A 14,812-nucleotide genomic window follows, 5' to 3' on the forward strand; every position below is an offset into this window, starting at 1 on the left:
GGCATGAGCATCGACGTTCGGCCGGCCACGGTCTTCGAGGACGTCCGTGCCGTGCTGGGACCCAAGTCGCCCGGGGCGAACGTCTGCTGGTGTCTGAGCTACCGGATTCCCTCGAAGCTCAACAACGAGCTGCGCGGCCCGGCCCGCGGCGAGTACGTCGCCGAGCTGTGTCACCAGGACCCCCCGCCCGGCGTGCTCGCCTACGACGGCGGTGAACCGGTCGGCTGGGCCGCCGTCGCCCCGCGCGCGGACACCTCCTTCGCCCGCAACCGCAAGATCCCCCACATCGACGACCTGCCCGTCTGGTCGCTGTGGTGCGTCCGGGTCCGCCCCGGTCACCGCAAGCAGGGCATCTCGCACGCCCTCATCGCCGGCGCCGTCGAGTTCGCCCGCGCCCACGGCGCACCGGCGATCGAGGCCTACCCCCTGGACAACGGCGACGCCAAGGTCGACCTGACGATGGCGTACGCCGGCCTCCGCAAGAACTTCGAACGCGCCGGCTTCACCTACGCGGCCGCCACCACCTCGGTACTGGCCGGCCACCCCCGGATCCTGATGCGGCTCGACCTGCGGGCTCACGCGCACGCATAAGGCCGGACGCGCCCACGCAAAGGCCCGACCGCTGGCGACGGGGGATGCACCAGCGGTCGGGCTATGGCCAAGGGTAACAAGCGCTTGCCCATCGGAACCGACTGTTCGTCAGCAAAGCCCAGGTTGTGACTCGTATCACTCAACTGCCGGGCGAGAGCGGCCTGTTGGGCGACCGGCCCCGTCAGGGCTCGCACGGCGGGTCGTAGGACAGCCGGGGCAGGTACTCGCTCCAGGTCTCCGGTGTCAGAACACCCCGGGTCATCGTGCAGACGCGGCGTGCGGCCGCCTCGACGTCCAGGTTCCACAGCCTGATGGTGTCGGTGCCGCTCGACACCCCGATCATGTGGCTGTTCGGGCTGAACGACAGGAATGTGCCGCCGCTCTTGGCGTTGGGGCTCATCGACTGGCCGATCGCGGTGGCCTTGGCCGGGTCGGAGAGGTTCCAGAGCCGTACGGTGCTGTCGTTGCCGCCGCTGGCCAGGGTGTGGCCGCTGCGGCTGAACGTCAGTGACACGACCGCCTCCGTGTGGCCCCTGAGGCTCTTCCGCTGCGAGGGCTCGGCCGGGTTCTCCAGGTCCCAGAGCCGGACCGAGGTGTCGTCGCCGCCACTGGCCAGCGTCCGCCCGTCGGGGCTGTAGGCGAGGACGTTGACGGCTCCGAGATGCCCCGTGAGGGGTGCGCCGCGCAGGACGGCCCGCCCGGGGTCCGTCACGTTCCACAGCCGGATGGTGCCGTCGGCGCTGCCGCTGGCGAGCGTACGGCCGTCCGGGCTGAAGACGAGGGAGTTGACGTACCCCTTGTGCCCGGTGATGGGCGCGCCGAGCGGGCGCGGACGGGCCGGGTCGCCGATGTCCCACAGCTGCACGGTGCGGTCGTCGTCGGCGGTCGCCAGCAGGCGCCCGTCCGGGCTGAAGGCCAGCGGGTCGGCGAACCGGATGCGCAGCGGGACGGGCGACCCGTGGGGGACGGGGCGGTCCGGGTCGCCTACGTTCCACAGTTGCAGGGCCCGGTTCCCCGTCACCATCGCGAGGGTGCGGCCGTCCGCGGAGAACTCCAGGGAGCGCACGCCGCCCTTCGGCCGGAAGGGCTCACCCATCGGCACCGGCCTTCCGGGCTTGCGCACGTCCCACAGCCGGACCCGCCCGTCGAGCGCCGCCGTCGCGAGCACCCGCCCGTCCGGCCGGAACACTCCGGTCCGGCCGATCATGTCCGCCGTCGGCAGCGCCCACAGACGGACCTTGTTGTCGCCCGACCCGGTGGCCAGGGTGCGCCCGTCGGGGCTGAAGCCGAGCGCGTACATCTCGCCACTGCTGCCCGCGAGAGGCGCGCCGACCTGCGACGGGTACGCGGGATCACCGACCTTCCACAGACTCGCCGTGCTGTCCGCGCTGGCGGCGGCGAGCATGCTGCCGTCGGGGCTGAAGGCCACGGACCACACCGGGCCCGTGTGCCCGGTGAGCGGCGCTCCGATCGCTGCCGGGCGACGCCGGTCGGCCATGTCCCAGAGGCGGATGGTGTTGTCCGAGCTGCCGCTGGCGAGCGTACGGCCGTCCGGGCTGAAGGCCACGGAGTGCACCGTGGCGGTGTGGCCGGTCAGCGGCTCCCCGACCGGCTCCGGACGCCGGGGGTCCGCCACGTCCCACAGCCGGATCGTGCCGTCGTCGCCGCCGGCCGCCAGCGTCCGGCCGTCCGGGCTGAACGCCACCGACCGCACGGCGGCCTCGTGCCCGGTCAGGGGCTTGCCGAGCGCCCGCGGCCGGCGTGGATCGGCCACGTCCCACAGCCGGACGGTGTGATCGTCGCCGACGGAGGCCAGCGTGCGCCCGTCCGGGCTGAAGGCGACCAGGTAGATCGTGCCGTCATGGCCGGTGAGGGGCTTGCCGAGCCGCTTCGGGTGGCCGGGGTCGGTCACGTCCCACAGCCGGATCGTGCCGTCGTCGGAGGCGCTGGCGAGGGTATGGCCGTCCGGGCCGAAGACCGCGCTGCTCACCCAGCTGGTGTGACCGGTGAGCGGCTTGCCCAGGGGCTTCGGACGCTTCGGGTCGGTCGTGTTCCACAGCCGTACGGTCCGGTCGTAACTGGCGGTCGCGAGGGTACGGCCGTCCGGGCTGAACGTCGTGAGGTAGACCGCGCCGCTGTGGCCGGCCAGCGGCGTGGACAGCGGGGCGTTCACGATGGAGATCAGGCGACTGTTCGCGCCCTTGTCGTCCGGGCGCAGCCGGTGTGCCACCAGGTCCAGCTGCGCGGACAGCGAGGGGTCGGTGTACTGGACGCGATCCGCCTGGGCGAGTACCTGTTCGAACACGGCTTCGTCCCGCTGCTTCCAGGCGACGACGGCCGCCCCGACGGCCAGCACCGCCAGCACGACCAGGGTCGCCACCGCGCCCCGGCTGATCCAGATGATGCGCCGGCGCAGCCGGACCGAGGCGGCCAGGAACTCCACCGCGCTCCGGGTCAGGAAGGTGTCCCCGGCGGATTTCGCCCACCCGTGGGCCTGTTCCAGCCGGGAGCCCCGGTAGAGCAGTGAGGTGTCGCGGTCCGACTCCTCCCAGGCCCGGCCGTCCTCCTCCAGGCGCTGGCGCAGCAGGTTGCCCTGCCGGTCGTCGTCGATCCAGTCGCGCAGCCGCGGCCAGGCGTGCAGCAGCGCCTCGTGGGTGATCTCCACGGTCTCCGCGTCGAGCGTCACCAGCCGGGCGCGGACCAGGGCCTCCAGGGACTCCTCGGTCTTGCCCGGGTCGGTCGACTCCGCCGCCAGCTGGCGGCGGGTGCCCCGCCTGCGCGTGGCCTGGGTGTCCTCGCCCAGCCGGACCAGCCGGAGCAGGAGCAGCCGGGCCGCCATGCGTGCCGCCGGGTCCAGACCGGACCAGGCCCGCTCGGCCGTCGCCGCGACCGCGCCCTGGATGCCGCCGGCCGCGCGGTACCCGGCGAGCGTCAGCCGGCCCGCCTTCCTGCGCTGCCAGGTGGCGAGCAGGGCGTGCGAGAGGAGCGGCAGCACTCCCGCGTCGTGCGCCCCGCGCGGGCCGTCGGCGCTCACCTCCCGGACGATCAGCTCCGCCAGGCCCGGTTCCAGTTCCAGACCGACGGCCTTGGCCGGGCCCGTCACCGCCTCCCGCAGCTCCGCGGTGGTCAGGGGGCCGAGCACCATGTGCCGGTGCTGGAGCGCGTCGGCCAGTTCGGGATACCTGAGGCACTGCTCGTAGAAGTCGGCCCGTATGCCCAGCACCACGACCGCCGGGGCGGGGTCTCCGTCACCGGCCGGCGAACATGCGGCGTTCAGGACCTCGACGAACGCACGGCGCTCCGCCTCGTCGGAGCAGAGGGTGAACGTCTCCTCGAACTGGTCCACGATGACGACCGGCCGCGCACCGGACGGCGCCTCGCGCCGCGCCCAGGCGGCGACGGCGGCACGGACGTCGGGGCCTCGTGGGACGCGGGGGCCCACGGTGGTGGGGGCGACGGGGCCCACGGTGGTGGGGACGACGGGGCCCACGGTGGTGGGGACGACGGAGTCCTCCGCGCCGGGGGCGTCGGGGGGGTCGGCCGCGATCACAGCCGAGACGACGGGTGCCAGCTCGGGGATGCACCGGGTCAGCTCGGCCAGGGGATGAACGCCGGGGACGAGCTGCACGACTTCCGTCGCGTGACGGGCTTCGCCCGCCCCACCGGCGTCACTGGAGTCGTCACGGGCGTCACCGATGCCACTGCCGAAACCGGCGCCACCGGGGCTGCGGTCGCCGCGGTCCCCGCGGTCCCCGCCATCGCCACGCTCGCCGCCATAACCCAGCGCCCCGTCCCGCAGCGCGGGCACCAGCCCGGCGTTCAGCAGCGAGGACTTCCCGGCCCCCGACGCGCCCACGAGCATGACCAGGCCGCCCGTCCCCGCCACGGCCCGGAGCTGGTCGACGAGCGCGTCCGTGCTGCGCTGCCGGCCGAAGAACCACCGGGCGTCCTCCCTGCGGTAGGAGGCCAGCCCCCGGTACGGGCACACCCCGCCGGGCGGCACGGGCGGGGCCTCGGCCTCCGGCCGCTCCTGCTCCGCCGATTCCGAGCCGCGCTCACCGACCGGACCGGCCACCGCCGCTTCCCAGAGCCGCTGCCACTGCCCGAGGTCGTACAGGCCCGGGGACACCGGCGTGGGCCGCGCGCGCCGCGCCTCGGGGATCAGCACGTGCAGCACCGCCGCGAGGGCGGTGAACTGAGCGGGTACGTTACGGGCCCGGCGCCAGTCGCTGATGCGCTGCGCGGAGACCCGGACGGGACGCCCGCGTTCGTCGACCCGCTGGAGCCGGACGACCGCTTCGGACACCCGCTTGAGCGGAGGGTTCCCGGCTTCCTTGTACAGCAGTGCGAGGCGCTCCGCGAAGGCGGTACGTGCCCCGGAGTCGGAACCCAAGGTCTCCACTCCTTAACTCTCCGCGCCTGGACGTCCGGACCGGAAAACTCACTCTATATGCCTGACCTGCGGTAATACCGCCTAGCCGGAACCGGAGACTCCTCGTCGGTGGCCGGAACTGGCAGGATCCGGACGCAGTAGCGCACTGATCCGGGCGGCTTCCAGCGGAGCCGGACGAGTTGACCCCCACCGTTCGGTACCGGTCCCCACGAGGGGAGGGACCGGTGCCGGACGACGTGGTGATCCTCCCCAGCGGCCCGCGCTCTCCAACCCTGGATAACTGACGACCCGTCAGCTATGGTCGCCCTGCCGCTGCAAGCGACGTACAGGGGTGAGCACAGTGGAGCCACGTCCCGAGAGCCCGCGCCCGCAGGGCGCCCCGCGCTGGGTGGCGATGTACTGCCGCCCGGCCGAGCAGACCTGGCGGACGGCCGCGGAGTCGCCCCACCGCTCGCCCGTACTGCACGCCCTGGGCGAGATGACACAGACCCTGCGCGCGCGTGGGGACGAGGTGACCTTCGCCCTGTGGGGCCCGAAGGACGGCGACTGGCACCGCTTCGACACACCTCTGAAGCCGGACAAACCCCTGACGTCCGGCACACCCCCGGAGTCCGACACCTCTGCCCCTCAACCGACCGGACTGACGGAACGCATGACCGGCCGCCGCCACCAGGTCCTCCTGTCCGGGCTGAGCAAGGCGGGCCTCTACGACCTCTCCCCCGAGGACGACGCGACCGTCCAGGCCCTCGCCGAACGACTCGACGAGGCCGCCGTACGCCGGGTCGCCCACTGGCTGGCGGCTGCCGCCGCACGGTAGGGCGGGTCGGTTCAGCCGGCCTCGCGCTGGGCAGTCAACACCTCGGGTCCACCGGCTCCCGGTATCGGCCGGTGGGGATGAGGGGGATGAAGGGAATGAAGGCACACAAGGTCTCTGTCGACCGCGACCTCTGCTACGGCTCCGCCGAGTGCGTCCACAGGGCCCCGGCGGTCTTCGAGTTCGTCGACGGATTCGGTGCCGTCCGCCCGGGCCGCGAGGAGGCCGGCGAGGCCCCGGAGATCCTGGAGGCGGCGGAGAAGTGCCCCAGCCAGGCCATCAGCATCACCGCCACAGCCGCCACCCCCTCCGCCACCGCCACCGCCACCGACGCGCCCTCATCACCGGACCGCCCGTAGCGAGGGCCTGTGCCGGCACCGAGCCTGCTCGCGGTCTTCGCCCACCCCGACGACGAGTCCCTGATGGCGGGCGGCACCCTTGCCCGGCACGCGGCGGCGGGCGCCCGCACGGCCGTCGTCACGGCCACCTGGGCGAGGGACACCCCGCGCGCCGCGGAACTGGCCGAGGCGCTCCACATCCTCGGCGCCGGCCGGCCACGCATGCTGGGCTACGCCGACTCCCGCGTCCCGCGGTCGGCCCCGGGCAGCCCGCGCCTGTGCGACGCACCGCTCGACGAGGCGGTGGGCGCCCTGGTCGCCCAGATCCGGGACTTCCGCCCCGACATCGTCGTCACCCACGACGCCTACGGCGGCCTGACCGGCCACGAGGACCATGTGCACACCCACCGCGTGACCCTGTCGGCGGTCCACGCCGCCGGATTCGAACGCCTCTACCCGGACGCCGGTGAGCCCTGGCAGCCGAGCGCGCTGTACCTGTCCACGCACCCGCACTCCGCCGTCCGGGCGTGGGGCGGCCACCTGGCCCCCACGGGCAAGACGATGCGCACGGTCCCGGACGACCGGGTCACGGCGACCGTCGACGTCACCGGCTGGCTGGACCGGAAAATCGCCGCCGTGCTGGCGCACCGCACGGAGGTGGAACGGGGAGCGGCCCCGGGCCTGATCGCCGCGCTGCCGGCGCCCGAGCGGGAGCGGCTGCTCGGTACGGAGTGGTACATCCGCCATGACCTGTCCGCGAAGGCGCCGAGGGAGACCGAGCTCAAGTCCTAGGCGGTTGATCAGCTCACGTCAGTGCCGGGCCGGAAAAGGCCACCGAAAACTGCCCAATGCCTGGGCCCTGGCCTCCACGACCGCCATCCGGGCAGCCCGCTCGGCCCGGTCCACGTGGGCGGTCTGGCCGGTCACCTGGCCCTCCCACTTCCGGTACAGCAGCCCCACCTCGCCGGAGAACCACCCCCGGCTCACCGCGTTCAGTGCGAGCAGCAGCCCCGTGTCCTCCGACGCGGGCAGCGCCATCCAGCCGCCGAGGGCGAGCAGCAGCTCCCGTCGTACGAACAGCGAGGCCGGATGGACCGGGGCGAGGAAGCCGTTGGCCTTCCAGTGCGCGAACACGGCCCCGCGTTCGATCGGCCCGGGGTCGGGGTCGCCCGGGAAACCGGCCGTCGACCCGTCGGGCATGAGGTCCAGCACCCGCGACGTCGCCCACCCGAGGCCGCGGTCGGCCTCCAGCGCCGCCAGATCCCGCGCGAGCGTGCCCGGCGCCAGCTGGTCGTCGGCGTCCAGGACCTTCACGTACGCACCCTCGGCATGCGCCAGCGCCATGGTCCGAGCGACCCCGGGCCCTCCGGCCCGGCCCTGCCGGAACGTCACCCGCTCGTCGTCGGGCACGTACGGCCGTACGTCCGCGCTCTCCCCGTCCTCCTGGATCACCCAGTGCCACGCCCAGCCCTCCGGCAGCCACTGCTCGCACAGGGACTTGTGGGCCTCCGGCAGGAACCGGGCCGACGGGCCGTGCACGGCGGTGACGACGACGATGCGCCCGCTCACGCCGGAACTCGCGCTGCCACGACGGTCTTCAAACCGATCCCTCCGGCCACTGGATCCGCCCCCTCCCACCCCGTCCCACCTGGGAAGGAGCGCTGACAGCCTACCGACGTGCCCCGCATGGGCCGTTCGGCACCACGGGCGCCGGGAGCCCGCCCCGGTGTGCGCGGGCGGCGCCCGGGTATGCGCAGCACGGAAAGCCGCTCCAGAGTGGTGAGCACAACGAAAGAGCCCCACATGGTCATCCCGCTTATGAAGCAGGCGGCAGATGAGCAGGGCATGGGTGAGCACGCCACGCTCCGCTCCGACGTGGCGTGGGACAGCGGCGCGGCCAGCGCCGCTGACGCGCGCCGCGTTCTCCGCGCCTTCCTCGCCCGCGTCCCGCTGACCGGCCGCACACCCGTACCGGCCTTGCCGGCCATGGACGCCGAACTGGTCGTCAGCGAACTCGCCACGAACGCCATCCGGCATGCTCCCGGCCCGTGCGGGCTGGTCCTGCAGCTGTCAGCCGGCGCACTGGCGATCACGGTGTGGGACACCTCCCCCGACGAACCGGTGGTACGGAAGGGCGACCGCCACCGCGTCGGCGGGCACGGACTCCACCTGGTGCACAAGGTCAGCGACACAGTCGTCGTCGGATTCCGCACCGTGGGAAAGCAGATCACCGCCCACCTGCGCCTGCCACCACACCGAAGTCCCGCAGAAGGGGCGCCCCGAGACCGGGACGCCCCTTCTGACCTGCACCATCTATGACCTCTGCGGAGGCGGTGGGATTTGAACCCACGGTGACATCGCTGCCACGACGGTTTTCAAGACCGTTCCCTTCGGCCGCTCGGGCACGCCTCCCCGCGCCGACCGTGATCGGCGGCGCGGGACAAGGGTAACGGGTCGCTGCGGGCGGCTGCCGGTCAGTTGTCGCCGACGCGCGAGCCCAGGGTCACCTCGACCGTCTGCTGCTTGCCGTCGCGCTCGTAGGTGATCGTGACCTTGTCGCCGGGCTTGTGGGTCCAGATCTCGCCGATCAGGGTCGGGCCGGAGTCGATCACCCTGTCGTCGAGCTTGGTGATGACGTCGCCGGGCTTGAGGCCGGCCTTGGCGGCCGGGCCGCCGGGCTCGACCGGTGCGGCGGCGCCGCCCGCGCCCTCCTTGGAGATCTGGGCGCCGCCCGAGCTGTCCTCCAGGGAGACGGACGCGCCGATCTTCGCGTACACCGGCTTGCCGGTCTTGATCAGCTCCTGGGCGACGTACTCGGCCTGGTTGATCGGGATGGCGAAGCCCAGGCCGATCGAGCCGGACTGGCCGGTGCCGAAGCCGCCGTTGCCGGTGGACTGGATCGCGGAGTTGATGCCGATGACGTTGCCCTGCGCGTCCAGCAGCGGACCGCCAGAGTTGCCCGGGTTGATCGAGGCGTCGGTCTGCAGGGCGCTCATGTACGACGCCTGGCTGCCGCTGCCGTCACTGGAGGCGACCGGGCGGTTCTTGGCGCTGATGATGCCCGTCGTCACCGTGTCGGACAGGCCGAAGGGGGCGCCGATCGCGATGGTCGCGTCGCCGACGGCCACCTTGTCCGAGTCGCCGAGGGTGAGCGGCTTCAGGTCCGACGGGGCGTTCTTGAGCTTGATGACCGCCACGTCGTAGCCCTGCGCGTGCCCGACCACCTGGGCGTCGTACTTCTTGCCGCTCGGGAACGTCGCGGTGAGCTTGCCGCCGTCCACCGCGCCGGCGACGACGTGGTTGTTGGTGACGATGTGGCCCTGCTTGTCGAAGACGAAGCCCGTGCCCGTGCCGCCCTCGCCGCTGTTGCTCTCGGCCTCGATCGTGACCGTGCTCGGCAGCGCCCTGGCGGCCACGCCCGCGACCGTGCCCGGGTCGCGCTTGACGTCGCCCCCGCTGCTGGAGGCGGAGACCGTCGTCGAGCCGCTGCTGTCGTCGTTGTTCTTCGCCAGCGTGTAGCCGAGACCGCCGCCCAGGCCACCCGCGGCCAGCGCGGCCACCAGGAGCGCGGCGACCAGACCACCACGGCCGCGGCCGGACTTCGGCGCCGGCTGCTGGTACGAGGAACCCCAGCCGCCGCCGGAACCGGAACCGCCGTCGCCGTACGGGGAGGTGGGCGGCGGGGGCGGGGGCCAGGAGGGGTCGGGGGCGGAGGAGGAGACGCCGTGATGCTCGGCGTCACCGGGAGCGCCCTGGCCGGGGGCGGGCCGGCCCTGGGCGTCCTGTCCGTACGGTCCCGGCCCCTGAGATGTCTGTCCCTCGGGCGCCGGAGCAGCGGGAGCGTCCACCGGCACGGGGGGTGCGGACGGGGCGGGGGGTACCGCGGTGCCCTCGTTCTCGGTGCTCACAGCTTCTCTCCTCGATCCACGGCTGTTTCCTGGGTCGCACTCGGTCACGCTTTTTCACGCTGGCGACGGTCCGGCGCGATACAGCTGTGCTTGTCCCTTTGTATGCCGTCAGCTTTTCCCACTGGCCGTCAGAGCACCATAAGCGGTGGCTGTGGGTCCGGGGCCATTCTTTATATAGGTCATTACTGACGAAAAGGATGCAATTCCAGTGCCTCCGTCCGGACCTGTGAATCCGCCGGGTCCGTCCGACCAGACGCGTACCCGCGCGCGGTGGCACCATGACGCGGTGACTCACGCTCGACAGCATGTGATTCAAGTCGTGGCCCACCGCGGGGCCTCCGAGGACGCCCCGGAACACACCCTGGCCGCGTACACCAAGGCGATCGAGGACGGCGCGGACGCCCTCGAATGCGATGTGCGCCTCACCGCCGACGGCCACCTGGTGTGCGTGCACGACCGCCGGATCAACCGTACGTCCAACGGCCGCGGCGCGGTCTCCGCGCTGGAACTCGCCGATCTCGCCGCGCTGGACTTCGGCTCCTGGAAGAGCGGCGAGGCCTACAAGGGGCGCGACGAGGACCCCGACTGGGAGCACCGCCCGGAGGACCGTGAGGCGACGTCCGTCCTCACGCTGGAGCGGTTGCTCGAACTCGTCGCCGACGCCGGGCGCCGGGTGGAACTGGCCATCGAGACCAAGCACCCCACGCGCTGGGCGGGGCAGGTCGAGGAGCGGCTGCTGGTCCTGCTGAAGCGGTTCGGCCTCGACGCCCCGGCCACCGCCGAGGAGTCCCAGGTGCGGGTCATGAGCTTCTCGGCCCGCTCGCTGCACCGCGTGCGCGCCGCCTCCCCGACCCTGCCGACGGTGTACCTGGCGCAGTTCGCCTCGCCCCGGCTGCGCGACGGACGGCTGCCCCCGGGCGTGCCGATCGCGGGCCCGTCCCTCCGGATCGTGCGCAACCATCCCCTTTATGTGGAGCGGCTGAAACGGGCCGGCCACCAGGTGCACGTGTGGACCGTGAACGAGCCCGAGGACGTGGACCTCTGCGTCGGCCTGGGCGTCGACGCCATCATCACCAACCGCCCGCGCGCGGTGCTCGACCAACTCGGCCGCTGAGGTCCGCAGACCCCACAAGTCCCACCAGACCCATGCACACCTCTTGACCTCGTCCCTCGCCGGACGGGATCCTCGCGTCTCGGCCATACCGATGAAATCCAGCCACACGATTACAGGGAGTGCTCCGGCGCGTTCGGTCCGTATTCGATCGTGGTGAATGCGTCACCGGACGCGGATTGGCCGGTTTCCGGTACAGGCCAATGGGGCATCCACACCGTGGCGTGGGGCGAAGGAGGTCTCGGGGGTGGCGTTGGTGGTGGCACAGGAGGTGCCCACGTCGTCGAGCATGGCCGTACCCCATGGCCCTGCGGGCGTGGGGGAAGCGAGACACCGTATGCGTGCACAGTTGCGCAGAGGTGGCGTAGCGGAATCGGTCATCGACGACGCCGTACTGATCCTTTCCGAACTTTTGAGCAACGCGTGCAAACACGGCAGGCCCCTGGGCGACGCGTTCTCCGGGGACGGTGACGTCCGTGCCGCGTGGCGCGTGGACCCGTCCGGCCGGCTCATCGTCGAGGTCACGGACGGCGGCGGCCCGACCCGCCCCGCCCCCGCGACCCCGTCGGTCACGGCGCACGGCGGCCGGGGGCTGAACATCATCACCGCGCTGGCCGACGACTGGGGTGTCCGGGACGACATCCGCGGCGAGGTCACCGTGTGGGTCGTCGTCCACGCCGACGTGCACGACCCGGACGCCGGCCACCGCCGCGACGACTTCGCGACCCGGGTCACGGCGCCGGCGGTGTCCCAGATACCCGGACTGGACTTCGCGGACGCCTTCGACGACATGGACTGACCCGGCGCCGGCCGACCTGCCACCCACCGGGTCGGCCCTGTCACCGGGGCGCCTTGTCGCAGGGGTCGCCATGTCCCAGGGGCCGACTTGTCGCAAGGGCCGCCCTGTCCGCAGACCCGCGTCATCCACAGGCCCGGTTGTCCACAGGCCCGCGTCGCCCCGGACCCGCGTTGTCCACAGGACCCCGCCCCCCGGGGCACGAACGGCTAGGCTCGCGACCGTACGAGACGAGCCGTAACCGGGAGACCCATCGATGGCCAAGAAGCGACCCCAGACGAAGGCCAAGCGCCCGCAGATCACGGACGGAGAGATCCCGGTCGTCGGCGCTCGTGAGCCCTGCCCCTGCGGCAGCGGCCGCCGCTACAAGGCCTGTCACGGCCGGGCCGCGGCCCACGCCGTGACCGAGCTGGTGCACCGCCCCTTCGAGGGCCTGCCCGGCGAGTGCGACTGGGTGGCCCTGCGCGAGCTGGTCCCGGCGGCCACGGCCGGGCTGACGCTCAAGGACGGCCTCCCCGAGGGCGTCCCGTCGGTCACGCTGGCCACGGTCCTGCCGATGGCCTGGCCCGCCCTGCGCCGCGACGACGGCTCGGTCCTCCTCGGCCTCCAGAACGACACCTCGTCGGGCGACCTCAGCCGCGACCTCGCCGACATCCTCCAGCGCGCCCTGGAAGCCGAGCCCGGCACCCCGGTGCAGGGCCGCCGCGCCCCGGCCGACGGGCCGCGGCTCCAGGATCTGCTCGACCCGGAGGGCGCCTTCGAGCCAGAAGTGCACAGCGGCTTCGAGTTCTGGGTGCCGGACCCGGAGAACGCCACACCGGAGGTGACCGCCTCCCTGGAGCGGGCCAACGCCGCGGCCATCCCGACCGTCAAGCTCCAGAGCGTGGACGCCGCGTACTGGTGTGAGACGCCCGAGAAGAACCATTTGCGGTGGGTCATGCCCCACCCCGAGGAGCAGCTTCTGGACGCTCTCGCGCGGCTGCACGCCGCGGGCCGGTCGAGCCTGGGCGAGGGCACGCGTCTGGTGGGCTCCTTCCGCGCTCACGGGCTCACCGTGCCGGTCTGGGACCTGCCGAGCGGGGTCACGGCCGAGGACGTGGAGAAGCCGGCGGCGGAGTTCGCCGAGCGTCTCGCCGCCGCCCTGGCCGCGGACGCGCCGCTGACTCCGGACGAGCGCCGCGCGCGTGGCGGTCTCACCAACCGGCAGGTCACGCTCAGCTGACGGTTCGTCACAGGGACCGGTCCGGCCGTTCGGACGGCCGGCCGGGCCCTCGCGCTCGGACAGGTGACGCCCTTCACAACTCCCCGTCGGGACAGGCCGATCGGTGACCGGAAAGGGCGAGATCGAATTTGCGAACCGCCGATCTCTTGTTACCGTTCCTGTAGCCCGGTTGCTGGTGCATCCCCCGTCGCCAGCAACCGGGTCTTTTCATGCGCGCGGCCGTTCACCGAACGCAGCCGCTCCTCAACTGCCCGCTGTCATGGGCGAGTTGCTACCCGAGCGCAGCAGCAGCGGCCCCTGGCCGGCCCGCCGGGCGAACTCCGCGACCGCCGTGTACGCCCGCAGATCCCCGCGTGCGGGCTCGCGGGGCGTCTCACAGGTCCCCGGCTCGTCCTCGGCGCCCACCGCGCAGGTGATCCGCACGGTCCGGGCGCCGGGCCCCATCAGGCTCAGTACGGCGTCCAGCGCCTCGCCGGTCGCGTTGCGGTAGTAGGTCCGCGCCCAGGTGTCCGCGGCCTGCGTCACGACACAGGTCTGCGCCTCGACGCCCTCGGGAGAGGAGAGTTCGGGACCGCAGCGCGCGGCGGTCGACAGGCCGGGGCCGAGGGCGGGGAGGCCGGCCTCGGCGGAAGGCGCCTTGCCGTCCGCGGACGGCGGGGAGGAACGCCCGCCGACAGGGGCCGCCGAGCCCCCGGCACGGGCCGTGTCCCCTGAGCCGCGGGAGCCCGGGGCATCCGGGGAGCCCGGGGAGCCCGCGGACGCCACCGCCAGGGGCAGTGCGACCGCGCACGCCGCCACGACACCCGCGAGGGCGAGAAACCGGAACTTTCTGAGGTCCCGGGGACGGCCCCGGGAATGACGCGGCATGGCCCCGGAACTTAACGCCCCGGGGCGGAACCCGGGCTCGGCGCGCCCGACAGTCCTAGAACTCGGGCGCGCTCACACCCGTACGAGTGAGGGCCTCGACCACGGCGTCCACCACGGCCTCCACATCGGGCACCCACGGCGACGCCGAGCCGGGCAGCGGCGCCCGCTCCCAGCGGATCTCGCCCTGGCCCGTCTCGGACGGGGGCAGCGCCAGGTAGCCGCCCTCGCCGTGGAAGCGGAGGGAGCCGGGCACGAAGTCCTTGGCGTAGAGCAGTTCGCCGAGCTGCTCCATGGAGTACGGCTTGACGAGGATCGCCCACCGGCTGGGGGAGGCGACGACCGGGCCGAGCCGCAGCCCCGAGCGGTCGAGCGCTTCGAGGGCGCGGGCCGCCGGCAGGGCCGGCAGGGAGACCGCGCAGGGGGCCTTGCCGCCGGTGGCCAGGACGATCGGCGCCGTCGGCCGGTTGCTCCACCACCAGCGGACCATGCGCCCGTCGGTGGTGGCCGCGAGGAGGCCGGGGTCGAAGGGGTGCGCGCCGGGCACTGTGCATTCGGGGTCAGGGCAACCGCAGCGGCTGCGCCCCTCGGGGTCCGCCGCCACGCCCGGGAGTACGGGCCACTGCCATTCCGTCGCGTAGGTCAGGGCCGCGCCGATCAGCTCAGGCCTCCCGTCGCTGCGCTTGGACAGGAGCCTGCGTCGCCTTCCGAGGATCTCGCGCATGAGCGCTCGTTCCTTTCCGTTGCACGCCGGCAACACCGTGGTCCACATCAC

Annotated in this window: 13 protein-coding genes and 1 tRNA gene; 8 read left to right on the forward strand and 6 right to left on the reverse strand. The window is 73.0% G+C overall.

The annotated features are described in order from the left end of the window. The first annotated feature begins 3 nt into the window (after positions 1–3). On the forward strand, positions 4–591 hold the full coding sequence (locus ACZ3I3_RS21180) for a GNAT family N-acetyltransferase (RefSeq protein ID WP_467367204.1): 588 nt from the start codon (positions 4–6) through the stop codon (positions 589–591). Positions 592–772: 181 nt separating this feature from the next. Here the strand turns inward: ACZ3I3_RS21180 and ACZ3I3_RS21185 are convergent, their stop codons facing one another. Next, positions 773–4,993, reverse strand: coding sequence for an nSTAND1 domain-containing NTPase (locus ACZ3I3_RS21185; RefSeq protein ID WP_467367205.1), 4,221 nt, complete (start codon positions 4,991–4,993; stop codon positions 773–775). A gap of 331 nt (positions 4,994–5,324) precedes the next feature. On the opposite strand from ACZ3I3_RS21185, the gene ACZ3I3_RS21190 reads away from it, so the two are divergent. The 3 genes from ACZ3I3_RS21190 to ACZ3I3_RS21200 all read left to right on the forward strand — a co-directional run bounded on the left by ACZ3I3_RS21190 (position 5,325) and on the right by ACZ3I3_RS21200 (position 6,928). Further along, positions 5,325–5,801 (forward strand): hypothetical protein, encoded by a 477-nt coding sequence (locus ACZ3I3_RS21190; RefSeq protein ID WP_467367207.1) that lies wholly within the window; start codon positions 5,325–5,327, stop codon positions 5,799–5,801. Positions 5,802–5,896: 95 nt separating this feature from the next. Continuing rightward, complete coding sequence (locus tag ACZ3I3_RS21195) at positions 5,897–6,157, forward strand: ferredoxin (RefSeq protein ID WP_467367209.1); 261 nt, start codon at positions 5,897–5,899, stop codon at positions 6,155–6,157. A gap of 9 nt (positions 6,158–6,166) precedes the next feature. Then, complete coding sequence (locus ACZ3I3_RS21200) at positions 6,167–6,928, forward strand: PIG-L deacetylase family protein (RefSeq protein ID WP_467367211.1); 762 nt, start codon at positions 6,167–6,169, stop codon at positions 6,926–6,928. Positions 6,929–6,946: 18 nt separating this feature from the next. On the opposite strand, the gene ACZ3I3_RS21205 is transcribed toward ACZ3I3_RS21200, so the two are convergent. After that, entirely contained in the window at positions 6,947–7,705 is a 759-nt protein-coding gene (locus tag ACZ3I3_RS21205; protein WP_467367213.1) for a glycosyltransferase family 2 protein, read from the reverse strand. A 234-nt stretch (positions 7,706–7,939) separates the two neighbouring features. On the opposite strand from ACZ3I3_RS21205, the gene ACZ3I3_RS21210 reads away from it, so the two are divergent. Then, positions 7,940–8,455: an ATP-binding protein gene (locus ACZ3I3_RS21210; protein WP_467367215.1), complete on the forward strand. Its 516-nt coding sequence runs from the start codon at positions 7,940–7,942 to the stop codon at positions 8,453–8,455. Between the two features lie 6 nt (positions 8,456–8,461). On the opposite strand, the gene ACZ3I3_RS21215 is transcribed toward ACZ3I3_RS21210, so the two are convergent. Together ACZ3I3_RS21215 and ACZ3I3_RS21220 are read right to left on the reverse strand one after the other, a co-directional pair. Beyond that, positions 8,462–8,548, reverse strand: a tRNA-Ser gene (locus tag ACZ3I3_RS21215). 62 nt (positions 8,549–8,610) lie between these two features. Next, complete coding sequence (locus ACZ3I3_RS21220; protein ID WP_467367216.1) at positions 8,611–10,044, reverse strand: S1C family serine protease; 1,434 nt, start codon at positions 10,042–10,044, stop codon at positions 8,611–8,613. Between the two features lie 286 nt (positions 10,045–10,330). Here ACZ3I3_RS21220 and ACZ3I3_RS21225 point away from each other — a divergent pair, with 286 nt between their 5' ends. From ACZ3I3_RS21225 to ACZ3I3_RS21235, 3 genes are all read left to right on the forward strand, one after another. Next, a complete protein-coding gene (locus ACZ3I3_RS21225; protein ID WP_467367218.1) occupies positions 10,331–11,158 on the forward strand; it encodes a glycerophosphodiester phosphodiesterase in 828 nt (275 codons plus the stop codon). Positions 11,159–11,315: 157 nt separating this feature from the next. Continuing rightward, positions 11,316–11,954: an ATP-binding protein gene (locus ACZ3I3_RS21230; RefSeq protein WP_467367220.1), complete on the forward strand. Its 639-nt coding sequence runs from the start codon at positions 11,316–11,318 to the stop codon at positions 11,952–11,954. Positions 11,955–12,207: 253 nt separating this feature from the next. Further along, positions 12,208–13,173: a DUF5926 family protein gene (locus ACZ3I3_RS21235; RefSeq protein WP_356928249.1), complete on the forward strand. Its 966-nt coding sequence runs from the start codon at positions 12,208–12,210 to the stop codon at positions 13,171–13,173. Between the two features lie 243 nt (positions 13,174–13,416). Here ACZ3I3_RS21235 and ACZ3I3_RS21240 read toward each other — a convergent pair whose 3' ends face one another. Both ACZ3I3_RS21240 and ACZ3I3_RS21245 read right to left on the reverse strand, forming a co-directional pair. Then, the gene (locus ACZ3I3_RS21240) at positions 13,417–14,040 is read right to left on the reverse strand and encodes a hypothetical protein (RefSeq protein WP_467367222.1); all 624 of its coding nucleotides are present in this window, start codon (positions 14,038–14,040) and stop codon (positions 13,417–13,419) included. Positions 14,041–14,095: 55 nt separating this feature from the next. After that, on the reverse strand, positions 14,096–14,761 hold the full coding sequence (locus ACZ3I3_RS21245) for a bifunctional DNA primase/polymerase (protein WP_467367224.1): 666 nt from the start codon (positions 14,759–14,761) through the stop codon (positions 14,096–14,098). Positions 14,762–14,812: the final 51 nt, after the last annotated feature.

Source organism: Streptomyces sp. NPDC016851 (assembly GCF_055562795.1).